The organism is Pseudomonas chlororaphis subsp. piscium (assembly GCF_003850345.1).
GTDB lineage: Bacteria > Pseudomonadota > Gammaproteobacteria > Pseudomonadales > Pseudomonadaceae > Aquipseudomonas > Aquipseudomonas piscium.
Genome location: NZ_CP027707.1, coordinates 6493218 through 6516882 on the forward strand (window position 1 = coordinate 6493218; position 23665 = coordinate 6516882).

General features: G+C 63.4%; 19 protein-coding genes. 15 read left to right on the forward strand and 4 right to left on the reverse strand.

Annotated features, from left to right (window positions below):
• Positions 1-93 precede the first annotated feature (93 nt).
• On the reverse strand, positions 94-1041 hold the full coding sequence (locus tag C4K38_RS29575) for a GlxA family transcriptional regulator (protein WP_053281211.1): 948 nt from the start codon (positions 1039-1041) through the stop codon (positions 94-96).
• Positions 1042-1234: 193 nt separating this feature from the next.
• Between C4K38_RS29575 and choX the strand changes: the two genes are divergently transcribed.
• The 7 genes from choX (at position 1235) to aac(6') (ending at position 7252) form a co-directional block, all read left to right on the forward strand.
• Positions 1235-2179 carry a choline ABC transporter substrate-binding protein gene (gene choX, locus C4K38_RS29580; RefSeq protein WP_025807269.1) on the forward strand — a complete coding sequence of 315 codons (945 nt, stop codon included), beginning with the start codon at positions 1235-1237 and terminating at the stop codon, positions 2177-2179.
• Positions 2180-2251: 72 nt separating this feature from the next.
• A complete protein-coding gene (gene cdhC / locus C4K38_RS29585; RefSeq protein WP_009051243.1) occupies positions 2252-3139 on the forward strand; it encodes a 3-dehydrocarnitine:acetyl-CoA trimethylamine transferase CdhC in 888 nt (295 codons plus the stop codon).
• A 199-nt stretch (positions 3140-3338) separates the two neighbouring features.
• Positions 3339-4304: an L-carnitine dehydrogenase gene (locus C4K38_RS29590; RefSeq protein WP_053281212.1), complete on the forward strand. Its 966-nt coding sequence runs from the start codon at positions 3339-3341 to the stop codon at positions 4302-4304.
• Positions 4305-4455: 151 nt separating this feature from the next.
• Positions 4456-4932 (forward strand): thioesterase family protein, encoded by a 477-nt coding sequence (locus C4K38_RS29595; protein WP_053281213.1) that lies wholly within the window; start codon positions 4456-4458, stop codon positions 4930-4932.
• A gap of 25 nt (positions 4933-4957) precedes the next feature.
• Positions 4958-6121, forward strand: coding sequence for a gamma-butyrobetaine dioxygenase (locus C4K38_RS29600; RefSeq protein WP_053281214.1), 1164 nt, complete (start codon positions 4958-4960; stop codon positions 6119-6121).
• A gap of 362 nt (positions 6122-6483) precedes the next feature.
• The gene (locus C4K38_RS29605; RefSeq protein WP_007925996.1) at positions 6484-6744 is read left to right on the forward strand and encodes a hypothetical protein; all 261 of its coding nucleotides are present in this window, start codon (positions 6484-6486) and stop codon (positions 6742-6744) included.
• A gap of 61 nt (positions 6745-6805) precedes the next feature.
• Positions 6806-7252, forward strand: coding sequence for an aminoglycoside 6'-N-acetyltransferase (gene aac(6') / locus C4K38_RS29610; RefSeq protein ID WP_053281215.1), 447 nt, complete (start codon positions 6806-6808; stop codon positions 7250-7252).
• On the opposite strand, the gene gbdR is transcribed toward aac(6'), so the two are convergent.
• Positions 7253-8347, reverse strand: coding sequence for a choline metabolism transcriptional regulator GbdR (gbdR, locus tag C4K38_RS29615; RefSeq protein ID WP_007925992.1), 1095 nt, complete (start codon positions 8345-8347; stop codon positions 7253-7255).
• Between the two features lie 550 nt (positions 8348-8897).
• Positions 8898-10274: an L-serine ammonia-lyase gene (locus tag C4K38_RS29620; protein WP_053281216.1), complete on the reverse strand. Its 1377-nt coding sequence runs from the start codon at positions 10272-10274 to the stop codon at positions 8898-8900.
• 424 nt (positions 10275-10698) lie between these two features.
• Here C4K38_RS29620 and C4K38_RS29625 point away from each other — a divergent pair, with 424 nt between their 5' ends.
• From C4K38_RS29625 to choV, 3 genes are all read left to right on the forward strand, one after another.
• A complete protein-coding gene (locus tag C4K38_RS29625) occupies positions 10699-11646 on the forward strand; it encodes a choline ABC transporter substrate-binding protein (protein WP_053281217.1) in 948 nt (315 codons plus the stop codon).
• Positions 11647-11712: 66 nt separating this feature from the next.
• The gene (gene choW / locus C4K38_RS29630) at positions 11713-12558 is read left to right on the forward strand and encodes a choline ABC transporter permease subunit (RefSeq protein WP_053281218.1); all 846 of its coding nucleotides are present in this window, start codon (positions 11713-11715) and stop codon (positions 12556-12558) included.
• The gene (gene choV / locus C4K38_RS29635) at positions 12555-13733 is read left to right on the forward strand and encodes a choline ABC transporter ATP-binding protein (protein WP_016704219.1); all 1179 of its coding nucleotides are present in this window, start codon (positions 12555-12557) and stop codon (positions 13731-13733) included. Before choW ends, choV begins: the two co-directional genes overlap by 4 nt.
• A 256-nt stretch (positions 13734-13989) precedes the next feature.
• On the opposite strand, the gene C4K38_RS29640 is transcribed toward choV, so the two are convergent.
• Positions 13990-15930, reverse strand: a complete 1941-nt coding sequence (locus tag C4K38_RS29640; RefSeq protein ID WP_231998606.1) for a BCCT family transporter — start codon at positions 15928-15930, stop codon at positions 13990-13992.
• A gap of 481 nt (positions 15931-16411) precedes the next feature.
• On the opposite strand from C4K38_RS29640, the gene betI reads away from it, so the two are divergent.
• From betI to C4K38_RS29670, 5 genes are all read left to right on the forward strand, one after another.
• Positions 16412-17005: a transcriptional regulator BetI gene (gene betI, locus C4K38_RS29645; RefSeq protein WP_007925978.1), complete on the forward strand. Its 594-nt coding sequence runs from the start codon at positions 16412-16414 to the stop codon at positions 17003-17005.
• Positions 17006-17115: 110 nt separating this feature from the next.
• On the forward strand, positions 17116-18588 hold the full coding sequence (gene betB / locus C4K38_RS29650) for a betaine-aldehyde dehydrogenase (protein WP_025807259.1): 1473 nt from the start codon (positions 17116-17118) through the stop codon (positions 18586-18588).
• 158 nt (positions 18589-18746) lie between these two features.
• The gene (betA, locus tag C4K38_RS29655; protein ID WP_053281220.1) at positions 18747-20450 is read left to right on the forward strand and encodes a choline dehydrogenase; all 1704 of its coding nucleotides are present in this window, start codon (positions 18747-18749) and stop codon (positions 20448-20450) included.
• A 411-nt stretch (positions 20451-20861) separates the two neighbouring features.
• Positions 20862-22304: a TldD/PmbA family protein gene (locus C4K38_RS29665; protein WP_053281221.1), complete on the forward strand. Its 1443-nt coding sequence runs from the start codon at positions 20862-20864 to the stop codon at positions 22302-22304.
• Positions 22304-23641: a TldD/PmbA family protein gene (locus tag C4K38_RS29670; protein WP_053281222.1), complete on the forward strand. Its 1338-nt coding sequence runs from the start codon at positions 22304-22306 to the stop codon at positions 23639-23641. Before C4K38_RS29665 ends, C4K38_RS29670 begins: the two co-directional genes overlap by 1 nt.
• The last annotated feature ends 24 nt before the right edge of the window (positions 23642-23665 follow it).

Below are 23665 nucleotides of genomic sequence, written 5' to 3' on the forward strand. Positions count from 1 at the left end.
TGTAGGAGCGAAACTTGCTCGCGATACAGGCAACGCGCTGTGTCAGACAGACCGCCATCGCGGGCAAGCCTCGCTCCTACAGGATCAGGCGGCTCAGGCCTTCAGGCTTTGGCGCCGGTCTTCCCGCGGGCACTGGGCAAAACGCGCGCGATAGCTGCGGGTGAAATACGAAGGTGATTCGAAGCCGCAGGCGATGCTGACTTCCAGCACGCTCATGTCGGTCTGGCGCAGCAGTTGCCGGGCCTTTTCCAGGCGCAGCCCCAGGTAGAAGTTGCTCGGGGTGTCGTTCAGGTGCAGGCGAAACAGGCGCTCAAGCTGGCGCCGGGTGACCTTGATCGATTCGGCCAGTTGCAGGGTACTCAGGGGCGGCTCGCTGTGCTGCTCCATCTCGCCGATCACCTGCACCAGCTTCTTGTTGCGGATGCCGTAGCGAGTGGCGACCTCCATGCGCTGGTGGTCCTTGCGCGGACGGATGCGCCCCAGCACGAACTGTTCGCTGACCTGGATCGCCAGCTCCGGGCCGTGGGCCTGGCCGATCAGGTCGAGCATCATGTCGATGGACGCGGTGCCGCCGGCCGAGGTGATGCGCCGCCGGTCGATCTCGAACAGCTCCTGGGTCACGCTGAGCTGGGGATAGGATTCCTTGAACGCCTCGATCGCTTCCCAGTGCAGGGTCACGCGGTGGCCTTCGAGCAGCCCGGCTTCGGCCAGGACCACGCTGCCGGTGTCGATGCCGCCCAGGGTCACGCCCTCCACATCCAGGCGGCGCAACCAGTGCACCAACGCCGGGGTGAGGAACTTCAGCGGCTCGAAGCCGGCCACCACCAGCAGGGTCGCGCCTTTCTTCAACGGCTCCAGCGCCGCATCGGCGTTGACCGACATGCCGTTGCTCGCCAATACCGCGCCGCCATCGGCGCTCAGCACATGCCAGCGATACAGCTCGCCGCGAAAGCGATTGGCCACACGCAGCGGCTCGATGGCCGAGATGAACCCGATGGCCGAGAAGCCCGGCATCAGCAAGAAATAGAAATCCTGGGACATGGAACGCACTCGGATGACGGGCAGCGTGGCCACTGTGATACGCCGTTTCCACGCCAGGTTCAAGACGAAGGTCGCTGCAGTGCAAGAGCCGGTCGCCGCTGTGCGTTTTCAGCGCTCGCCGGCTGCGTAACGTGGCATCACCGGCGCACATAGACGCCGGAACCGACAATAACGACCTGCCGAGGAAACCTTAATGAAACGACTGATCAGCAGCTGCGTCCTTGCACTCAGCGGTACCGTCTTTCTCAGCTCCGGCGCCATGGCCGCCGACGCCGCCAGCTGCCAGAACGTGCGCCTCGGCGTGGTCAACTGGACCGACGTGATCGCCACCAGCGCCATGGCCCAGGTGCTGCTCGACGGCCTCGGCTACAAGACCAAACAGACCAGCGCCTCGCAGCAGATCATCTTCGCCGGCATCCGCGACCAGCGCCTGGACCTGTTCCTCGGCTACTGGAACCCGCTGATGACCCAGACCATCACCCCCTTCGTCGACGCCAAGCAGGTCAAGGTGCTGGCCGAGCCCAGCCTCAAGGACGCCCGCGCCACCCTCGCCGTGCCCACCTACCTGGCGGACAAGGGCCTGAAGACCTTCGCCGACATCGCCAAGTTCGAGAAGGAACTGGGCGGCAAGATCTACGGCATCGAGCCCGGCTCGGGCGCCAATACCCAGATCAAGGCGATGATCACCAAGAACCAGTTCGGCCTGGGCAAGTTCCAGCTGGTCGAATCCAGCGAGGCCGGCATGCTCGCGGCGGTGGATCGCGCGGTACGACGCAAGGAAGCCGTGGTGTTCTTCGGCTGGGCGCCGCACCCGATGAACGTCAACGTGCAGATGACCTACCTCACCGGCAGCGACGACGCCCTGGGCCCGAACGAAGGCATGGCCACGGTGTGGACCGTTACCGCGCCGACCTATGCCGAACAGTGCCCGAACGTCAGCCGGCTGCTGAGCAACCTGACCTTCAGCGCCGAGGACGAGAGCCGCATGATGCAGCCGCTGCTCGACCACAAGGACGCCCTGGAGTCGGCCAAGCAATGGCTGGCCGACCATCCTCAGGACAAGCAGCGCTGGCTCGAAGGGGTCACCACCTTCGACGGCAAGCCGGCCGCCGACAACCTGAAACTGACTAGCAAATAACCACCCCGAACTCCCCCTGCGCAGCGCCAAACGGCTGCGCAGTGACTCACCACGCCTGTAAGGAACCGCACCATGAACCACGACGTCATCATCACCTGCGCACTCACCGGTGCTGGCGACACGACCGCCAAGAGCCCCCACGTGCCGGTCACCCCGAAACAGATTGCCGCCGCCGCGGTGGAAGCGGCCAAGGCCGGCGCCACCGTGGTCCACTGCCACGTGCGCAACCCGCAAACCGGCAAGTTCAGCCGCGATGTCGCGCTGTACCGGGAAGTGATGGAGCGTATCCGCGAGGCGGACGTCGACATCATCGTCAACCTCACCGCCGGCATGGGCGGCGACCTGGAGATCGGCGCCGGCGAAAACCCGATGGAGTTCGGCCCCAATACCGACCTGGTCGGTCCGCTGACCCGCCTGGCCCATGTCGAGGAACTGCTGCCGGAAATCTGCACCCTGGACTGCGGCACCCTGAACTTCGGCGACGGCGACACTATTTACGTGTCCACCCCGGCGCAACTGCGCGCCGGCGCCAAGCGCATCCAGGAACTGGGGGTGAAGGCCGAGCTGGAAATCTTCGACACCGGCCACCTGTGGTTCGCCAAGCAGATGATCAAGGAAGGCCTGCTGGACGACCCGCTGTTCCAGCTGTGCCTGGGCATTCCCTGGGGTGCGCCGGCCGACACCACCACCATGAAGGCCATGGTCGACAACCTGCCGGCGGGCGCGGTCTGGGCCGGCTTCGGTATCGGCCGCATGCAGATGCCGATGGCTGCGCAGGCGGTGCTGCTGGGCGGCAACGTGCGAGTCGGCCTGGAGGACAACCTGTGGCTGGACAAGGGCGTGCTGGCGACCAACGGCCAACTGGTGGAACGCGCCAGCGAGATCCTCAGCCGCCTCGGCGCCCGCGTCCTGACCCCGGCCGAGGGCCGGGCCAAGATGGGCCTGAGCAAGCGCGGCTGACCCCTAAGGCGATTGCCTGTAGCCGCTGCCGAGCCCGCGAGGCTGCGTACGGCTGCAACGCAGCCGCCACAAGGGCGACCACGAGTTACCTGATCCACCGCGCCGACCGGCCTTACGACTGCTGCGCAGCCGCACGCAGCCTCGCGTTGCTCGGCAGCGGCTACAGATATGTTCACTTTTGACTTTCAGGAAACCTGTCATGAGCTTTATCACCGAGATCAAAACCTTCGCTGCCCTGGGCAGCGGTGTCATCGGCAGCGGCTGGGTAGCGCGCGCCCTCGCCCACGGCCTGGACGTGGTGGCCTGGGACCCGGCGCCCGGCGCCGAGGCGGCCCTGTGCAAGCGTGTGGCCAATGCCTGGGGCGCCCTGGAGAAACAGGGCCTGGCACCGGGCGCTTCCCAGGATCGCCTGCGCTTTGTCGCGACCATCGAGGAGTGCGTGAAAGACGCCGACTTCATCCAGGAAAGCGCCCCGGAACGCCTGGAACTGAAGCTCGAGCTGCACGCCAAGATCAGCGCCGCGGCCAAGCCCAATGCGCTGATCGGCTCCAGCACCTCTGGCCTGCTGCCGAGCGAGTTCTACGAGAGTTCCACCCACCCGGAACGCTGCGTGGTCGGCCACCCGTTCAACCCGGTGTACCTGCTGCCGCTGGTGGAAGTGGTTGGCGGCAAGAACACCGCGCCAGAAGCCGTGCAGGCCGCGATCAAGGTCTATGAATCCCTCGGCATGCGCCCGCTGCATGTGCGCAAGGAAGTCCCGGGCTTTATCGCCGACCGCCTGCTGGAAGCCCTATGGCGCGAGGCCCTGCACCTGGTCAACGATGGCGTGGCCACCACCGGCGAAATCGACGACGCGATCCGCTTCGGCGCCGGCCTGCGCTGGTCGTTCATGGGCACCTTCCTGACCTACACCCTGGCCGGTGGCGATGCCGGCATGCGTCACTTCATGGCCCAGTTCGGCCCGGCCCTGCAGCTGCCATGGACCTACCTGCCGGCCCCGGAACTGACCGACAAGCTGATCGACGACGTGGTCGAGGGCACCGCCGAGCAGCTCGGCACACACAGCATTTCGGCGCTGGAGCGCTATCGTGATGACTGCCTGCTTGCCGTGCTCGAAGCGGTGAAAACCACCAAGGCCAAGCACGGCATGAGCTTCAGCGAGTAACTCCCTGATGCCCACCCCTGTAGCCGCTGCCGCAGGCTGCGATAAGGCTCGAAGAGCCTTCGAGGGCCGCAAGAGCGCGTCTCCTTCGGAGCCGATCGCAGCCTTCGGCAGCGGCTACAGGTTCAGCCCGCCATTTTCGTGAGCCCATGACATGCCCGCACTCACCACCTACACCACCCGCATCATCCCCGACTGGGTCGATTACAACGGCCACCTGCGGGACGCCTTCTACCTGCTGATTTTCAGCTACGCCACCGACGCCCTGATGGACCAGCTGGGCATGGACAGCAACCACCGCGAAGCCAGCGGCAACTCGCTGTTCACCCTGGAGCTGCACCTCAATTACCTGCATGAAGTGAAGCTCGAGACCGAGGTCGAAGTGCGCACCCGGATCATCGGCCACGACCGCAAGCGCCTGCACCTGTACCACAGCCTGCACAAGGTCGGTGACGGCCTGGAACTGGCCGGCAACGAGCAGATGCTGCTCCACGTCGACCTCGCCGGCCCGCGTTCGGCGCCGTTCAGCGAACCGGTGCTGAACAGGCTGCGAGCCATAGCCGCCGAGCAGGCCGACCTCCCCGCCCCCGCCTGGATCGGCCGGGTGATTGCCTTGCCGCCGGAAAAATAACCACCTCATAAAAAAGGACTGCACCGTGAATACCGCCACCGCTTTTGCCGACTTCCGCAGTTACCCGTTGATCAGCGCGTTGACCGCCGTACAAGCCCTGGCGGACCGTGTTCAGGTGCAGTGGGCCGACGGTCGCTCGAGCCCCTTTCATCATCAGTGGCTGCGCGACAACTGCCCCTGCCCGCACTGCGTCTACAGCGTGACCCGCGAGCAGGTGCTGGAGATAGTCGACGTCGCCGAAGACCTGGCCCCGGCGTCCAGCCGGATCGACGCCCAGGGCTGCCTGAGCATCGATTGGCAGGACGGCCACCTCAGCCGCTTCGATCCGGGCTGGCTGCGGGCCCACGCCTACGACGATGAAAGCCGCGCCGAGCGCCGCGCCCGTCGACCACAAAGCCAGCTGTGGGACAGCCGGCTGCAACTGCCGGTGTTCGAGTACCAGGCGCTGATGGAGGACCCGCAGGCGCTGTTGCAATGGCTGCTGGCGGTGCGCGATATCGGCCTGACGCAGGTCCGCGGCGTGCCCACCGAACCGGGGTCGCTGGCCCAGGTCGCCAAGCGCATTTCCTTTATCCGCGAGAGCAATTTCGGCGTGCTGTTCAACGTGCAATCCAAGGCCGACGCCGACAGCAACGCCTACACCGCCTTCAACCTGCCGCTGCACACCGACCTGCCGACCCGTGAGTTGCAACCGGGTCTGCAGTTCCTGCATTGCCTGGTGAACGACGCCGAAGGCGGCGAGAGCATTTTTGTCGACGGCTTTGCCATCGCCGACGCCTTACGCCGCGAAGACCCCGAGGCGTTTCGCGCGCTGTGCGAGATCCCCGTGGAGTTCCGCAACAAGGACCGCCACAGCGACTACCGCTGCCTGGCGCCGGTGATCGCCCTGAATGCGCTGGGCGAGGTCGCGGAGATCCGCGTGGCCAACTTCCTGCGCGGGCCGTTCGAGGCCTCGATGGACGACATGCCACGGCTGTACCGCGCCTATCGACGCTTTATCGCCATGACCCGCGAGCTGCGCTTTCGCCTGACCCGGCGCCTCAACCCCGGCGAACTGTGGTGCTTCGACAACCGCCGCACCCTGCATGCGCGCAACGCCTTCGACCCCGCCAGCGGCGCGCGGCATTTCCAGGGGTGCTACATCGATCGTGACGAGCTGCTGTCGCGGATCCTGGTATTGCAACGCTAGACCGCGCCGCCCTCAATCGCGGGCAAGCCTCGCTCCTACAGATACGCGCAGTTTCCTGTAGGAGCGAGGCTTGCCCGCGAAAAAATCTCCCAAACAGCGCATTTTTCCCAGACAAAAAAAGACCCCGATCAAGCCGTGACAAGATCGGGGCAGAGGAGGTTTTCTGAGGAGCCGACACGAGGGTGACCAAACCTTCGATGACCGAGCTGGAATCCAGTGTGCCCAGTCGCCCTCAAGCCAAGTTAGCCGAAAACGACCTGTTCATAGGCATCCCGGCCATTGCGACAATTCACCCTTGCCGACTGTCCGGGCGGCTACCAGAATCGACTCACGACCACGCTCCCTGAACAAGGATAAGAGTCATGATGCACGCGGATCTGATTGACCAGGACGACCTGCTCGGCCAACTGAGGGCCCTGGGTTTTGAAATGCCGGCCGGCGCCACCGCCGACCAGGCCTGCGAGTGTGCGGTGCGCGGCTTGAGCGATGCCCGGGCCAAGGCCCTCAAGGGCATGGTCGAGCAGATGCTCACCGGCAATGCGACCATCCTGCCGGCCGTGCGCCAGGCCATCGACAAACAGCTGCTGCCGGCCCTGGCCCAGTTCCAGAACAGCCGCGCCTGAGCCTTCGCCGGGAGCGGATCCCGGAGTAGAGTGCGGTGCTTGCAAGCCAAGGAACCGCCCCATGATTCGAATCGAACCCTGCCGGTCAGCCCATCAAGCGGGCTGGCTGTCATTGCGCCAGGCGCTATGGCCCGACTGCCCGGCCGAGGAACACCTGGACGAAATCGCCAGCTTGCTGGACGAGCCGCAGCGTTATATCAACCTGCTCGCTTATACCGCCGACGGCCAGCCAGTAGGGTTGGCCGAAGCCTCGTTGCGCCGCGACTACGTGAACGGCACCGAGCATTCGCCAGTAGTGTTTCTGGAGGGGTTGTACGTCAGCGCCGAACAGCGGCGCCAGGGCATTGCCGAACAACTGATAGACGCCGTCGCCCAATGGGGACGGGATCAGGGTTGTGTGGAAATGGCTTCGGATACCGGCCTGGAAAACCTATTGAGCCAGACCGTGCACAAGGCGCTCGGTTTCGAGGAAACCGAGCGCGTCGTGTACTTCAGGAAAAGCCTGTGATTACAGCCTGACGCTGGCGAAGGTCGATTCGTTGCGCGCCTGGCTCAGCGAGGACATTGGCCCGGCCAGCACCAGCGCCTGCGGAATCGGCATCATCGCCACCTGTTGGGCGGTGTTGGAACCCACGCGCTCGTCACGCGGTGGAATGCCGAAGTACTCGCGGTAGCACTTGGAGAAGTGCGGCGTAGAGACGAAACCACAGACCGAGGCCACTTCGATGATCGACATCGGCGTCTGCTTGAGCAGTTGGCGGGCGCGGATCAGCCGCAGCTTCAGGTAGTAGCGCGATGGCGAGCAGTGCAGGTATTTCTGGAACAGCCGCTCCAGCTGGCGCCGCGACACCGAGACGTAGACCGCCAGTTCGTCGAGGTCGATCGGCTCTTCCAGGTTGGCTTCCATCAGCGCGACGATTTCCTGCAGCTTCGGCTGGTTGGTGCCGAGCATGTGCTTGAGCGGCACCCGCTGGTGATCCTGCTCGTTGCGGATACGTTCGTAGACGAACATTTCCGAGATCGCCGCCGACAGCTCGCGGCCGTGATCGCGGCTGATCAGGTGCAGCATCATGTCCAGCGGCGCGGTGCCGCCGGAGCTGGTGAACCGGTTGCGGTCGAGGGTGAACAAGCGGGTGCTCATGGCCACCCGCGGGAAGGCTTCCTGCATCGAGGCCAGGCATTCCCAGTGCACGCTGCAATCGAAGCCGTCGAGCAGACCGGCGCAGGCCAGGGCCCAGCTGCCGGTGCAGACCGCGCCGAGACGACGGGACTGGCGTGCCTGGCTTTGCAGCCAGGACACATGTTCGCGGGTCACGGTGCGCTGGATGCCGATACCGCCGCAGACGATCACGGTGTCCAGAGCGGGTGCTTTGTGCATGGAGGCGTCGGGGGTGATCTGCAGGCCATCACTGGCCCAGACCTGGCCGCCGTCGACGCTGAGGGTGGTCCAGCGATACAGCTCGCGACCGGACAACTGGTTGGCCATGCGCAGTGGTTCGACCGCGGAAGCCAGGGAAATCAGCGTGAAATTGTCCAGCAGCAAAAAGCCGATGGATTGAGGCGCACGGTTCTGGGGTTGAGCCCCGGAGTTGAACGACGTCATCGCGGTATCTCCTCACACAAAGCAGGTGATGGCCTCAGGCGGAGGCTCTTGTTATTGCCATCATTCTCACGCGGGAGACGGGCTTTGTAATGACAGAGCAATTGCCATGCCTAAAGTTGAATGGCCATTCAATAACTCCTGAAAACGACGTCGCGATGCGTCTATATAAGCCGCGCGCAATGTGCGGGTTATAAGTGCCGAATCGGTCGTGGGGAGCCCTGGCCCGGTGGCTGTGAGCAAATCGGTAGCACTTGTGGGAACGGCGAGAAACGTCCCGGGAAAAGAGTGTCACCGCAAGCACAGGTGGGCGCTCAGCCGAGGTAAATGCAAAACCTGACCGATGAGCCCTTGGACTTACCTGTTTGCGACGCTCCAAAAGGTGGCGGGGGCGACGCTGGGTGTTCAATTTATGCGCAGTGGATTGGAAATGGATGGTGAACCATCTGGCGCTATCGCGGGCAAGCCTCGCTCCTACAGAAGAAGCATGCATGCGTCTGTAGGAGCGAGGCTTGCCCGCGATGGACTGCGTAGCGGTCCCGTGTTTAAGACCTCAGCATTCCACGGCGCTGACCGCCAAACCGCCGCGCGATGTCTCCTTATATTTGTCATGCATATCGGCGCCGGTATCGCGCATGGTGCGGATCACCCGGTCCAGGGAAATGAAGTGCTGGCCGTCGCCGCGCAGGGCCATTTGCGCGGCGTTGATGGCCTTCACCGCGGCAATCGCGTTGCGCTCGATGCACGGCACCTGCACCAGACCGCCGACCGGGTCGCAGGTCAGGCCGAGGTTATGCTCCAGGCCGATCTCCGCGGCGTTGCACAGCTGCTCCGGCGACGCCCCGAGAATCTCCGCCAGGCCGGCAGCCGCCATCGCGCAGGCGGAACCCACCTCGCCCTGGCAGCCGACCTCGGCCCCGGAGATCGAGGCGTTCTTCTTGCAGAGGATGCCCACCGCCGCCGCGCCGAGGAAAAAGTCCACCACATTGGCGTCGGTGACATCCTCGCTGAAGCGCATGAAGTAATGCAGCACCGCCGGGATGATCCCTGCCGCGCCGTTGGTCGGCGCCGTCACCATGCGCCCGCCGGCGGCGTTCTCTTCGTTGACCGCCAGGGCGAACAGGTTGACCCACTCCATGGCGCTCAGGGTCGAGCCGATCACATTGGGTTTGTTCAATTCCTGCAGGCTGCGGTGCAGCTTGGCCGCGCGGCGCCGCACATTGAGCCCGCCGGGCAGGATGCCTTCGTGCTTCAGGCCCTGCTCGACGCAATCCTGCATGGCCTGCCAGAGCTTCATCAGGCCCGCGCGGATCTCCTCCTCCGAACGCCAGACCTTCTCGTTGGCCATCATCAGCTCGGCCACCCGCAGGTTGTGCTTCTGGCACAAGCTCAGCAGCTCCACGGCGCTGGAGAAGTCATAAGGCAATTCGGTGCGATCCTGGTCCACCACGCCGCTGCTGGCCTGGGCCTCGTCGACGACAAAACCGCCGCCCACGGAATAATAGGTATCGCGGTGCAGTTCCCCGGACTCGCCTTCGGCCACCAGGGTCATGGCGTTGGGGTGGAACGGTAGGTTCTCGTCAATCAGCAGCATGTCGCGCGCCCAGACGAAGGGAATCGGCAGGCGGTTGTCGAGCAGCAGGGTATTGGTTTCGCACAAGGTCTCGATGCGACAGCCGATCTGCGACGGATCGATCGCATCCGGCCATTCGCCCATCAGCCCCATGATCACCGCGTTGTCGCTGCCGTGCCCGATGCCGGTGGCCGACAGCGAACCGTAGAGCCTGACCTCGATGCGGCGCGCCTGCTCCAGCAGGTCTTTTTCCCGCAGCGCCTGGACGAACAGCGCCGCGGCGCGCATGGGCCCGACGGTGTGGGAACTGGAGGGGCCGATGCCGATTTTGAACAGGTCGAAAACACTGATAGCCATTACTGCGAAACTCCTCGATGAGCACACGCCGGGCGCCCAAACGCCCGGTGGCGAAGCTGCTACGCTCAAGCAGTAATCCGCCGAGATACGCGCATCATCAGGCTTTTGCAGTGTCGTTCGACGTCTCACACCGACTCACTCATGCCCACCAACGCCGTGGCCCGCCGACCTCCGGTTTCGGCCGTTTTTTTGCGGTTCAGATGGGCAAAAAGTGCTGAAAAAAGCTGTAAGCGACCTCACCGACACTGGATGCGACCCTCCCTGTACTGGATACGACGCACCCTGTAGGCGTCAGATTTTCACTGGTACATGATCAGTCTCGACTCGATTGCAAGGCACTGTGGTAGAGCTGTCCCACTCGCCCCAACCGCAACACTTATAAGTGCGGTCAGACACCGCCAGAAAACACCCAGGAGTCCACCCCATGAAAGGTTCCCCGTCGTTGTTGTTGGCCGCCATGCTGAGTCTGCCGCTTGTGGCGCACGCCGCAGAACCGGCGCAATGCAGCACCGTAAACTTCTCCGATGTCGGCTGGACCGACATCACCGTCACCACCGCGACCACCAGCGTCGTTCTCGATGCACTTGGCTACAAGACCAAGACCACGATGATTTCCGTGCCGGTGACTTACAAGTCCCTGGCCGACGGCAAGAACATGGACGTGTTCCTCGGCAACTGGATGCCGACTATGGAAAACGACATCAAGCCCTACCGCGATGCCGGCACCGTGGAAACCATCCGCGCCAACCTGGAGAACGCCAAGTACACCCTGGCGGTCCCGGAAGAGCTGTACAACAAGGGCCTGAAGGATTTCGCCGACATCGCCAAGTTCAAGAAAGAACTGGACGGCAAGATCTACGGCATCGAGCCGGGTAACGACGGCAACCGCATGATCCAGAGCATGATCGACAAGAACGCCTTCGGCCTCAAGGACGCCGGCTTCAAGGTGGTCGAGTCCAGCGAGGCGGGCATGCTGTCCCAGGTCGAGCGCGCGCAACGGCGCAGCACCGCGGTGGTGTTCCTGGGCTGGGAGCCGCACCCGATGAACACCCGCTTCAAAATGAAGTACCTGACCGGCGGCGACGAGTTCTTCGGCCCCAACTACGGCCAGGCGACCATCTACACCAACACCCGCAAGGGCTACGCCGAGGAATGCAGCAACGTCGGTCAGTTGCTGAAGAATCTGTCGTTCACCCTGAATATGGAAAGCACCCTGATGGGTAACGTCCTGGACGACAAGATGAAGCCCGACGCGGCCGCCAAGGCCTGGCTGAAGAAAAACCCCGAGGTACTCGATACCTGGCTCGCTGGCGTGACCACCATTGACGGAAAACCAGGCCTGGAGGCCGTGAAAGCCAAGCTTGCGCAGTAAGTCGCTTATGCCGGGCGGGTTCGCCCGCCCGGGCTGTTTATTCCTTGCATGCGGACGTTCAATACCATGCTCATTGATCAGAAAATCCCTTTAGGCCAGTACATCGCTGCCTTCGTTGAATGGTTGACGCAACACGGCGCCAGCACATTTGATGCGATCGCATCGACCCTGGAAACGATGATCCACGGCGTGACGTTTGCGCTGACCTGGTTCAACCCGCTGGCCTTGATCGGCCTGATTGCCTTGCTGGCGCACGTGATTCAACGCAAATGGGGCCTGACCGCCTTCGTCGTGGCGTCCTTTCTGCTGATTCTCAACCTGGGTTACTGGCAGGAAACCATGGAAACCCTGGCCCAGGTGCTGTTCGCCACCCTGGTCTGCGTGCTGATTGGCGTGCCGTTGGGCATCGTCGCCGCGCACAAGCCGATGTTCTACACCATGATGCGTCCGGTGCTCGATCTGATGCAGACCGTACCGACCTTCGTTTACCTCATTCCTACCCTGACCCTGTTCGGTCTGGGTGTGGTGCCAGGCCTGATCTCCACGGTGGTGTTCGCCATTGCCGCGCCGATCCGCCTGACCTACCTGGGCATCCGCGATGTACCACAAGAGTTGATGGACGCCGGCAAGGCCTTTGGCTGCTCCCGCCGTCAACTGTTGTCGCGTATCGAGCTGCCCCACGCCATGCCGAGCATCGCGGCCGGCATCACCCAGTGCATCATGCTGTCGTTGTCGATGGTGGTGATCGCGGCCCTGGTGGGCGCCGATGGCCTGGGCAAACCCGTGGTCAACGCACTGAACACCGCCGATATCGCCCTGGGCTTCGAAGCAGGCCTGGCAATCGTACTGCTGGCGATCATGCTCGACCGTATCTGCAAACAACCCGAAGCCAAAGTAGGGGGTGACGCATGAGCATAATCCGCTTCGATAACGTCGACGTTATCTTCTCCAAGGATCCACGCGAGGCGCTCAAGCTGCTGGATCAGGGCATGAGCCGCAACGAGATCCTGAAAAAGACCGGCCAGATCGTCGGTGTGGAAAAGGCCAGCCTGGACATCGAGAAAGGCGAAATCTGCGTGCTGATGGGCCTCTCCGGCTCCGGCAAGTCCAGCCTGCTGCGCTGCATCAACGGCCTCAACACCGTCAGCCGCGGCAAGTTGTTCGTCGAGCATGAAGGCCGGCAGATCGACATCGCCTCCTGCACCCCGGCGGAACTGAAAATGATGCGCACCAAGCGCATCGCCATGGTGTTCCAGAAGTTCGCCCTGATGCCCTGGCTGACCGTTCGCGAGAACATCAGCTTCGGCCTGGAGATGCAGGGCCGGCCGGAAAAGGAACGGCGCAAGCTGGTGGACGAGAAACTCGAGTTGGTGGGCCTGACCCAGTGGCGCAACAAGAAGCCCGACGAACTGTCTGGCGGCATGCAGCAACGTGTCGGCCTGGCCCGCGCCCTGGCGATGGACGCCGACATCCTGCTGATGGACGAACCCTTCTCCGCCCTCGACCCGCTGATCCGCCAGGGCCTGCAGGACGAACTGCTGGAACTGCAACGCAAGCTGAGCAAGACCATCGTGTTCGTCAGCCATGACCTGGACGAAGCCCTGAAACTGGGCAGCCGCATCGCCATCATGAAAGACGGCCGGATCATCCAGTACAGCAAGCCGGAAGAGATCGTGCTGAACCCGGCGGACGACTATGTGCGCACCTTCGTCGCCCATACCAACCCGCTCAATGTGCTCTGCGGTCGCAGCCTGATGCGCACCCTGGACAACTGCAAGCGCATCAACGGCTCCGTGTGCCTGGACCCGGGCGGCGACTCCTGGCTCGACCTGGCCGAGGGCAACACCATCAAGGGCGCACGCCAGAACGGCGCCAGCCTCGACCTGCAGAACTGGATCCCGGGCCAGGCGGTGGAAGGCCTGGGCCGCAAGCCGACCCTGGTGGACTCCAGCATCGGCATGCGCGACGCGCTGCAAATCCGCTACCAGACCGGCAACAAGCTGGTGCTGCATGACAACAACAAGGTGGTGGGGATCCTTGGCGACAGCGAGCTCTACCACGCGCTGCTCGGCAAGAACCTGGGGTAACAGCGACACGCAAACAAAAACGCCGCGACATCGATCGCGGCGTTTTTGTTTTATCGGGATATAGATGGTGCGGATTGCTCTCTGTTGCGGGAGCGGATGTTGCGGATGTTGCGGTGATCCAGATAGAACGTTTCGCGGGCAAGCCTCGCTCCTACAGATGGCATTGTCCGTAGGAGCGAGCGGGCGGCGATCCGACTTGCCCGCAATGAATGCGACGCGGCACCCAGTGAACCCAGGCCCGCGTCTTCTTCAGGACTTAGCTGTAAACCCGGCCAAGGAGCTGCCGATGGCTTTCGAACTGATCGAGCACATCACGGGTGATCTGCTCCTGAGTGAAGCCCATCAAGTCGTATTCCTGACTGCCGTTGTGCAGGTAGACCTCGGCGCGGTAGTAGCGCGCACGCTCCTCGGACACATCGGCCGATTCGCTCGGCGCCGCCAGATAGCCGTCCAGGCTCACTTCATAGACAAAAGGGTTGCCCTCTTCCATCTCGATCCGCACGCCCATGCAACGCTTGGACTTGCCCAGCAGGGTTTGCACATCCAGGCCCTGGTTGCGCAGCTGGGTAGCGGCTTCTTCCAGTGCCGGTGTCACGTGCTTGTCCATGAAACGCTGAACCACCGCCTGGGTCGGCTGCAGGTCCAGCTGGGTCAGGCGCTCGCTGAAACCACGACGACCACGGGCCGCCAGTTCCGCCTGCTCCTGTTCGATCTGCGTGTCCTGGCGCATGGCCTTGTGCAGGCCGAACATGAAGCACACCAGCACCACCGAGAACGGCAGGCCGGCCAGCACCACCATGGTCTGCATGGCTTCGAAGTTACCGGCGAACAGCAGGCCGACGGTCACCAGGGTGATCACCACCGACCAGAAGATCCGCAGCCAGTGCGGGGCGTCTTCGTCGACGTTGCCGCCCTTGCAGGACAGGTTGGCCATCATCACCGCGCCGGAGTCGGCCGGGGTCAGGAACAGCACGAAACCGACGAAAATCGACACACCGATGACAATCTTCGACGCCGGGTAATGATCCAGCAGCTGGTAGATCGCCATGGACGGCTGTTCCAGCGCCGTCTTGCCCAGCTCCACCGCACCATGGTTCATCACCAGGTCCAGGGCCGAGTTACCGAACACCGACAGCCAGGCCAGGGTGAAGCCCAGCGGGATCAGCAGCACGCCCGCCACCAGCTCGCGCACGGTACGGCCACGGGAAATACGCGCGATGAACATGCCGACGAATGGCGCCCAGGAAATCCACCAGGCCCAGTAGAACAGGGTCCACAGGCCCAGCCAGCGGTCGGACTTGGCGTTGTCGCCTTCGTATACATAGAGGTCGAAGGTCTTGAGCACCACACCGTTGAGGTAATCGCCGACGTTTTGCACGAAACCGTTGAGCAGGTGCAGGGTCGGACCAAACAGCAGCACGAAGATCAGCAGGCCGCTGAACAGCACGATGTTCAGGTTGGACAGGCGGCGAATGCCGTTTTCCACACCCGATACCGCGGCGATGGTGGCCACGGTGCTCATGACGATGATCACGATCAGCAGGTTGGTATTGCTGTGTTCCATGCCGAACAGGTTTTCCAGGCCGGAAGACACCTGCATCGAGCCGATGCCCAGGTTGGTCACCAGGCCCAGCAGGGTCACGAACATGCCGAAACCATCCACCGCGTGGCCGGCCGCCCCCTTGACCCAGCGCTCGCCCACCAGCGGGTACAACGCCGAACGCAGCGCCAGCGGCTGGTTATGACGATAGGCAAAGTAGGCCACGGCCAGGCCGACCAGGGCGTAGATCGCCCAGCCGTGCAGGCCCCAGTGCAGGAACGTCAGCTGCAGCGCCTGGCGCGCGGCCAGGTTGCTGCCCGGCACGCCTTCAGGCGGGTTGAAGTAGTGGTCCAGCGGTTCGGAAGCGCCGAAGTACAGCAGCGAGATACCGATACCGGACGAGAACAGCATGCCGGCCCAGGCGCCGTAGCTGAAATCCGGGGTGTCTTGCTTGGTCCCCAGCTTGAGCTTGCCGTAGGAGGAAAACGCCAGGCCGACGACGAATACCAGGTAGGCGGCGATCACCACCATGTAGTACCAGCCGAAGCTGCGGGACAACCAGGCCTGGGCAATGCCGAGCAATCTGCCGGCCTCTTGCGGGGCGATGATCAGAATGGCGGTCAGCAACAGGATCAGCGCGGTAGAGGTGTAGAACACCCAACCGTTGACCCGCACCTTTTCCGGTGGGGTCTTTATAAGAGAGGCAGAACTCATGGCACAGATGCTCCAGGCAGTGCGAGAGAAGAACACAAGGCAACACGGCACCCGACCAATCGGTTAGTTGGCAGCCGACCGACGGGTGATATAAAGACACCCCGAAAAAGCCCGAACCCGCAGGGGTTGCGTTGAGAACCAACGTCGAAGGCCGAGTGCAAACGTGCAGTTCGTCACCTGGCCTTAAGCGTCTTGCCCATTCAACACATCCGTCCTCGCTGGCTCACGCTATGCCCTGCTTGGGTTTCAGACTTTTTCGGAGGTCGCTTTTCCGCCATCTACACGCAGGAAGGACCTGGAGGCAGCGACGATTTGTCGCAGATCTTATTCTTTGTTGATTGAACGTTCAATCAAAACAAAATAGACTGGCCCTCACGCCGGTAGCCGTTTCACGACTGCCAGCAGGCCTAAGGAGATGTGCAAGATGCCCAAGGTCGGTATGCAACCCATCCGCCGCCAGCAGTTGATCGAAGCCACGTTGCTGGCGGTCGATCAGGTCGGGATGGGGGACGCCAGCATTGCGCTGATCGCCCGTTTGGCCGGTGTCTCGAACGGCATCATCAGTCACTACTTTCAGGACAAGAACGGCCTGATCGCCGCCACGGCGCAGTATCTGATGAGTGTCCTCAGCGAGAACGTCACCGCGCGCCGTCAGGCGCTGGAGGACAGCAGCCCGCGGGCGCACCTCCAGGTGATCATCGAAGGCAACTTCGACGCCAGCCAGGTCAATGGCCCGGCAATGAAAACCTGGCTGGCCTTCTGGGCCACCAGCATGCACCACCCGTCTTTGCACAGGTTGCAGCGGATCAACGATCACCGCCTGTATTCCAACCTGTGCTGCCAGTTCCGCCGCGTCCTGCCGCTGGATGATGCACGCAGCGCAGCGCGAGGCCTGGCAGCCCTGATCGACGGTTTGTGGTTGCGCGGCGCGCTGTCGGGAGATGCTTTCGACACCGAGCAGGCGCACCGGATCGCTTACGAATACATGGATTTCCAACTGGCTAAGCAGGAGCGCTAGAGCACATTACAAGACGCTCGGCCCCCTGAACTGCCACTGACCAGCGCGCCCAGGCTACATGGCGCGCCCAGTGGTGAACGCCAACCACTTATGCACTTGCGAGGACTATCATGGCCCGTTACGAACTGCAAAAACTCTACATTGACGGCGGCTACACCGACGCCGGCAGCGACGCCACCTTCGACGCCATCAACCCGGCCAACGGTGAAGTCCTCGCTCAAGTGCAACGTGCGACTAAAGAAGACGTCGAGCGCGCTGTCGTCAGCGCCGAAAAAGGCCAGAAGATCTGGGCCGCCATGACCGCCATGGAGCGTTCGCGCATCCTGCGTCGCGCCGTGGACATCCTGCGCGAGCGCAACGACGAACTGGCTGCCCTGGAAACCCTGGACACCGGCAAGGCCTACTCCGAAACCAAGTATGTCGACATCGTCACCGGCGCCGACGTGCTGGAATACTACGCAGGCCTGGTACCGGCCATCGAAGGCGAGCAGATCCCGCTGCGCACCACTTCGTTCGTCTACACCCGTCGCGAGCCGCTGGGCGTCGTGGCCGGTATCGGCGCGTGGAACTACCCGATCCAGATCGCCCTGTGGAAATCCGCACCAGCCCTGGCGGCCGGTAACGCGATGATCTTCAAGCCAAGCGAAGTCACCTCGCTGACCACCCTGAAACTGGCCGAGATCTACACCGAAGCCGGCGTTCCGGCTGGCGTGTTCAACGTCCTGACCGGTAGCGGCCGTGAAGTCGGCACCTGGCTGACCGAACACCCGCGCATCGAGAAAGTCTCCTTCACCGGCGGCACCGATACCGGCAAGAAGGTCATGGCCAGCGCTTCCAGCTCCTCGCTGAAAGACGTGACCATGGAACTGGGCGGCAAGTCGCCACTGATCATCTTCGACGACGCCGACCTGGATCGCGCCGCCGACACCGCGATGATGGCCAACTTCTACAGCTCCGGTCAGGTCTGCACCAACGGTACCCGCGTCTTCGTACCGAGCCACCTGAAAGCCGCTTTCGAAGCCAAGATCGTCGAACGCGTCGCGCGCATTCGCGTTGGCAACCCGGAAGACGAAAACACCAACTTCGGCCCGCTGGTCAGCTTCGCCCACATGGAAAGCGTGCTGGGCTACATCGCCAAAGGTAAGGAAGAAGGCGCTCGCCTGCTGTGCGGCGGCGAACGTTTGACCGACGGCGCATTCGCCAAAGGTGCTTTCGTGGCGCCGACCGTGTTCACCGACTGCACCGACGAGATGACCATCGTTCGCGAAGAAATCTTCGGCCCGGTGATGAGCATCCTGACCTACGAAACCGAAGAAGAAGTGATCCGTCGCGCCAACGACACCGACTTCGGCCTGGCCGCCGGTGTGGTGACCCGCGACCTGAACCGCGCGCACCGCGTGATTCATCAGCTGGAAGCCGGCATCTGCTGGATCAACGCCTGGGGCGAATCCGACGCCAAGATGCCGGTCGGTGGCTATAAGCAGTCGGGTGTTGGCCGCGAGAACGGCATCAGCTCGCTGAACAACTTCACCCGCATCAAATCGGTACAGGTCGAGCTGGGCGACTACGCCTCGGTGTTCTAAGGCGAAATTCGCTTCGCCTGCGAGGCCGTCTTCGCGGGCAAGCCTCGCTTCTACAGAAGCACGCAAATCTTCTGCCTGTAGGAGCGAGGGTCGCCCGCGATCGAGTGCACAGCACTCGCCATGGCCAGACCTGACCAACCTCAAAGAGGGTGCATTCAATGTCCCAAGAATACGATTACATCATCATCGGTGCCGGCTCCGCCGGTAACACCCTGGCGACCCGTCTGACTGAAGACGAAGGCGTCACCGTGCTGCTGCTCGAAGCCGGCGGCCCGGACTACCGTTTCGACTTCCGTACCCAGATGCCTGCCGCCCTGGCGTTCCCGCTGCAAGGCCGCCGCTACAACTGGGCCTACGAAACCGATCCAGAGCCGTACATGAACGGTCGCCGGATGGAATGCGGCCGCGGCAAGGGCCTGGGCGGCTCCTCGCTGATCAACGGCATGTGCTACATCCGCGGCAACGCCATGGACTACGACGGCTGGGCCAAACTGCCAGGCCTGGAAGACTGGACCTACCTGGACTGCCTGCCGTATTTCCGCAAGGCGGAAACCCGTGACATCGGCCCGAACGACTACCACGGCGGCGAAGGCCCGGTCAGCGTGACCACGCCGAAAGCCGGCAACAACCCGCTGTTCCACGCCATGGTCGAAGCCGGCGTGCAGGCCGGTTACCCGCGCACCGAAGACCTCAACGGCTACCAGCAGGAAGGTTTCGGTCCGATGGACCGTACCGTGACGCCTAAAGGCCGTCGCTCCAGTACCGCTCGCGGCTACCTCGACACCGCGAAAAAGCGTTCGACCCTGAGCATCGTCACCCACGCCCTGACCGACAAGATCCTGTTCGAAGGCAAGCGTGCCGTTGGTGTGCGTTACCTGGTCGGCTCCGCCGAAGAGCGCGTCGAAGCCCGTGCCCGCAAGGAAGTGCTGGTGTGCAGTGGCGCAATCGCTTCGCCACAACTGCTGCAACGTTCCGGCGTCGGCCCGCGCGCCCTGCTGGAAAGCCTGGACATCCCGGTGGTCCACGACCTGCCGGGCGTCGGCGAGAACCTGCAGGACCACCTGGAGCTGTACCTGCAGTACGCCTGCACCCAGCCAGTCTCGCTGTACCCGTCGCTGCTCTGGTACAACCAGCCGGCCATCGGTGCCGAGTGGCTGTTCAACGGCACCGGCATCGGCGCCAGCAACCAGTTCGAAGCCGGCGGTTTCATCCGCACTCGCGAAGAGTTCGAATGGCCGAACATCCAGTACCACTTCCTGCCGGTAGCGATTAACTACAACGGCAGCAACGGTGTGCAGGAGCACGGCTTCCAGGCGCACATGGGCTCCATGCGTTCGCCAAGCCGCGGCCGGATCCAGCTCAAGTCGAAGAACCCGCGCGACTACCCGAGCATCCTGTTCAACTACATGGCCACCGAGCAGGACTGGCAAGAGTTCCGCGACGGCATCCGCCTGACCCGGGAAATCATGCAACAGCCGGCACTGGACGCCTTCCGCGGCCGCGAAATCAGCCCGGGCATCGAAGTGCAGACCGACGAGCAGCTGGATAAATTCATCCGCGAGCACGCCGAAACCGCGTTCCACCCATCCTGCTCGTGCAAGATGGGCACCGACGAAATGGCTGTGGTCGATGGCCAGGGTCGCGTGCATGGCATGCAGGGTCTGCGAGTGGTCGATGCCTCGATCATGCCGATCATCACCACCGGCAACCTGAACGCGCCGACGATCATGATGGCCGAGAAAATCGCCGACAAGATCCGTGGCCGTCAGCCTCTGCCACGCAGCAAGGCGGCCTACTACGTGGCGGGCGAAGCCCCGGTACGTGGCAAGCCGGTACGTGAAGTGAGCGCTACCGCGCAGTAACCTCGAACGGCGCCGATCGCAACGATCGGCGCCGTTTTGCTGTATCCGGCCTGTAGCCGCTGCCGCAGGCTGCGATCGGTCCGGGCGGCACTCCGTGCGCAGCCGACGTAAACCAGCCACCAGGATTCACCAGGCAAGAACCCGATTGCCGAATCACAGCCCTTGGTAACAACTACAGTTCTCCAACATTTCCCTGCGCCTCCCCGCTTGATACCGCCCACCGCACAGGCCTAATCTAGGCGCTCGCAGCATTCCCCAGCACCTTTTCCGACCTGGCTTCAAAGCCCTTCGGGCTTTATCGCGAGCAATCGAGCGTCGACTGGCTGCTCCTACAGAAAAACCCTGGCCCGACGCTCGCTTGCTCTCGATAAGGCCTGCAACAGCCGGACTGTTCACATGGAGGTTCCTCACATGTTCGATTTCCACCCCCAGCTCAAGCAGCGCTTCGCTGCCTTGCGCACGGGCGCCGAATTCTTTTCCCTGCGTTACGTGCGCGAATCCGGCCAGTACCTGTCGGTGCGCAAGAACGTGGCGGAGCCGCCGAGCCTGAGCCGCGACGAAGGCGCGATGCTCACCGTGCGGGTCAATGGCGTCGAGGCTTACGCCGCGACCAATGACCTGTCGCAAAACGGCCTGCAGGCCGCGCTGCAACGCGCCGAGCAACAGGCCCGGCTGATCGCCGCCCACGCCCTGCTCGACCTACGCGAACAGGCGGTGTCCAGCGACCGCGCCGATTACTTCTCGCCCAACCTCGAGCAGCCCTTTCCATCCCTGAGCGACTGCTACCAGTTGCTCGGCGACGAGTCCGCGGCCGTGCCCAAGGACGAGCGCCTGGTGAACTGGCAGGTCAGCCTCGGTATCACCCACGTCGAGCAAATCTACCTCAACAGCGCCGGCGCCGAACTGCGCCAGGCCCAACGTTTCGTCTACCCGGGCATGGACGTCACCGCCTACGACGGCAATGACAGCCAGACCCGCAGCCTGGGCCGCGAGAACTTCGGCCAGCAGGGCGGCGCCGACGTGATCAGCCGCTGCGGGCTGATCGGTGCCGGAGCCCAGGTCGCCGACCAGGCGCTGCAACTGCTGCTGGCACCCAATACGCCCCAGGGCCCGCGCGACCTGTTGCTGATGCCGGACCAGATGATGCTGCAGATCCACGAATCCATCGGCCACCCGCTGGAGCTGGACCGCATCCTCGGCGACGAACGCAACTACGCCGGCACCAGCTTCGTGAAAAGCAGCGACTTCGGCAGCCTGCAATATGGCTCCAGCCTGCTCAACGTGACCTTCGACCCGGATATTCCCGAGCAACTGGCCAGCTACGGCCATGACGACGACGGCACGGCCGCCAGCAAGCAGTTCCTGATCAAGCAAGGCCTGCTGCTGCGCCCGCTGGGCGGCGCGCTCTCGCAATTTCGCGCTGGCCTCGACGGCGTGGCCAACAGCCGCGCCTGCGGCTGGAACCGCCCGCCCATCGACCGCATGGCCAACCTCAACATCGAGCCCGGCGACCAGCCGCTGGAGAAGCTGATCGGCGGCATCGAGAACGGCATCCTGATGTCCACCAACCGCTCCTGGTCCATCGACGATGCGCGCAACAAGTTCCAGTTCGGCTGCGAATGGGGCCAGTTGATCGAGAACGGCGAACTCAAGGGCGTGGTGAAAAACCCCAACTACCGGGCGATTTCCGCGCACTTCTGGAAGAGCCTCAGCGCCGTCGGCGACGCCAGCACCTTCAAGGTCCTGGGCACACCGAACTGCGGCAAGGGCGAACCGAACCAGGTGATCCGCGTCGGCCACGCCTCGCCGGCCTGTGTTTTCAGCAATGTCGATGTATTTGGAGGAGACGCCTGATGAGTACGTCCCTGAATCAGGTCGAGCAGTTCAAGGCTTTGGTGCAGTGGCTGCGCGATGCCGTGCGCGAGCCCGAACAGTTCACCCTGAGCTACGCCGCCGAGTCTTCGCAGTTCATCCGCTTCAACCACGCCAAGGTGCGCCAGGCCGGGCAAGTGCAGCAGGCCAGCCTCGGCTTCAAGCTGATCGATGGCGGACGCCATGCCGACCTCAGCATCACCCTCGCCGGCGACCCGCAGGTCGACATCCAGCGCCTGGCCGAAGGCCTGCAGCAGTTGCGCGAGACCCTGCCGCTGCTGCCCCAGGACCCGTACCTGCTGCTCAACTCCGACGCCTGGAACACCCACAACGTGCAGGAGCACCCGCTGCCCAGTAGCGAGCAAGTAGTGGCCGAAATCGGCCAGGCCGCCGCCGGGCTGGACCTGGTGGGGTTCTATGCCGCCGGGCCGATCAGCCGGGGTTTTGCCAGCTCCTCGGGGGCCTTTGGCTGGCACCAGGCCAACAGCTTCAACTTCGACTTCAGCCTGTTCCACGAGAACGGCCAGGCCGTCAAAGCCAGCTACGCCGGGCACGAATGGAGCAGCCAAGGCTTCGCCCAGCGCTTCCAGCAGGCCCGGGAACAGCTGGCGTTTCTCGGACGACCGCTGCGCACCCTGGCGCCCGGGCAATATCGCGCCTACCTGGCGCCGGCGGCCCTGGAGGAAATCATGGGCATGCTGAGCTGGGGCGGCTTTTCCGCGCAGTCCATCGCCAGCAAGCACAGCCCGCTGCAAAAGCTCTATGCCGGCGATGCCAGCCTGAGCCCCCTGGTATCGCTGGACGAGCAGGTCACCGGCTCGTTGAGCCCGGCGTTTTCCGATGAAGGCTACCCGCGCAGCGACCTGTCGCTGATCACTAGCGGCGTCGCCCAAGGACAGCTGATCAACTCACGCAGCGCCGCCGAATACAGCCTGGCCACCAACGGTGCCGACAGCGGCGAATACCCCAGCGCGTTGAACATGGCGCCCGGGCAGTTGTCGCAGCAGGACATTCTCCAGCAACTGGGCACCGGCCTGTACATCAGCAACCTGTGGTACCTGAACTACTCGGACCAGCCGGCGGCGCGCCTGACCGGCATGACCCGCTTCGCTACCTTCTGGGTGGAAAACGGCGAGATCCAGGCACCGGTCAGCACCATGCGTTTCGATGACAGTGTCTACAGCCTGCTGGGTTCGCACCTGGAAGGCCTGACCCAGGAGCGCGAGCTGCTGCTGTCGGCCAGTACCTACAGCCAGCGCCAGACCGCCTCGGCGCAACTGCCGGGCGCACTGGTGAGCCGGCTGACGCTGACCTTGTAAACGTCATCGCGGACAAGCCTCGCT

What these genes read in the sequence shown, in the direction of transcription:
- C4K38_RS29575 (WP_053281211.1), bottom strand. Translation starts at nt 1,041, where the DNA reads ATGTCCCAGGATTTCTATTTCTTGCTGATGCCGGGCTTCTCGGCCATC.
- C4K38_RS29665 (WP_053281221.1), top strand. Translation starts at nt 20,862, where the DNA reads ATGTTCGATTTCCACCCCCAGCTCAAGCAGCGCTTCGCTGCCTTGCGC.
- choW (WP_053281218.1), top strand. Translation starts at nt 11,713, where the DNA reads ATGCTCATTGATCAGAAAATCCCTTTAGGCCAGTACATCGCTGCCTTC.
- C4K38_RS29605 (WP_007925996.1), top strand. Translation starts at nt 6,484, where the DNA reads ATGATGCACGCGGATCTGATTGACCAGGACGACCTGCTCGGCCAACTG.
- cdhC (WP_009051243.1), top strand. Translation starts at nt 2,252, where the DNA reads ATGAACCACGACGTCATCATCACCTGCGCACTCACCGGTGCTGGCGAC.
- C4K38_RS29595 (WP_053281213.1), top strand. Translation starts at nt 4,456, where the DNA reads ATGCCCGCACTCACCACCTACACCACCCGCATCATCCCCGACTGGGTC.
- C4K38_RS29670 (WP_053281222.1), top strand. Translation starts at nt 22,304, where the DNA reads ATGAGTACGTCCCTGAATCAGGTCGAGCAGTTCAAGGCTTTGGTGCAG.
- gbdR (WP_007925992.1), bottom strand. Translation starts at nt 8,347, where the DNA reads ATGACGTCGTTCAACTCCGGGGCTCAACCCCAGAACCGTGCGCCTCAA.
- choV (WP_016704219.1), top strand. Translation starts at nt 12,555, where the DNA reads ATGAGCATAATCCGCTTCGATAACGTCGACGTTATCTTCTCCAAGGAT.
- C4K38_RS29620 (WP_053281216.1), bottom strand. Translation starts at nt 10,274, where the DNA reads ATGGCTATCAGTGTTTTCGACCTGTTCAAAATCGGCATCGGCCCCTCC.
- choX (WP_025807269.1), top strand. Translation starts at nt 1,235, where the DNA reads ATGAAACGACTGATCAGCAGCTGCGTCCTTGCACTCAGCGGTACCGTC.
- betI (WP_007925978.1), top strand. Translation starts at nt 16,412, where the DNA reads ATGCCCAAGGTCGGTATGCAACCCATCCGCCGCCAGCAGTTGATCGAA.
- betB (WP_025807259.1), top strand. Translation starts at nt 17,116, where the DNA reads ATGGCCCGTTACGAACTGCAAAAACTCTACATTGACGGCGGCTACACC.
- C4K38_RS29625 (WP_053281217.1), top strand. Translation starts at nt 10,699, where the DNA reads ATGAAAGGTTCCCCGTCGTTGTTGTTGGCCGCCATGCTGAGTCTGCCG.
- betA (WP_053281220.1), top strand. Translation starts at nt 18,747, where the DNA reads ATGTCCCAAGAATACGATTACATCATCATCGGTGCCGGCTCCGCCGGT.
- C4K38_RS29590 (WP_053281212.1), top strand. Translation starts at nt 3,339, where the DNA reads ATGAGCTTTATCACCGAGATCAAAACCTTCGCTGCCCTGGGCAGCGGT.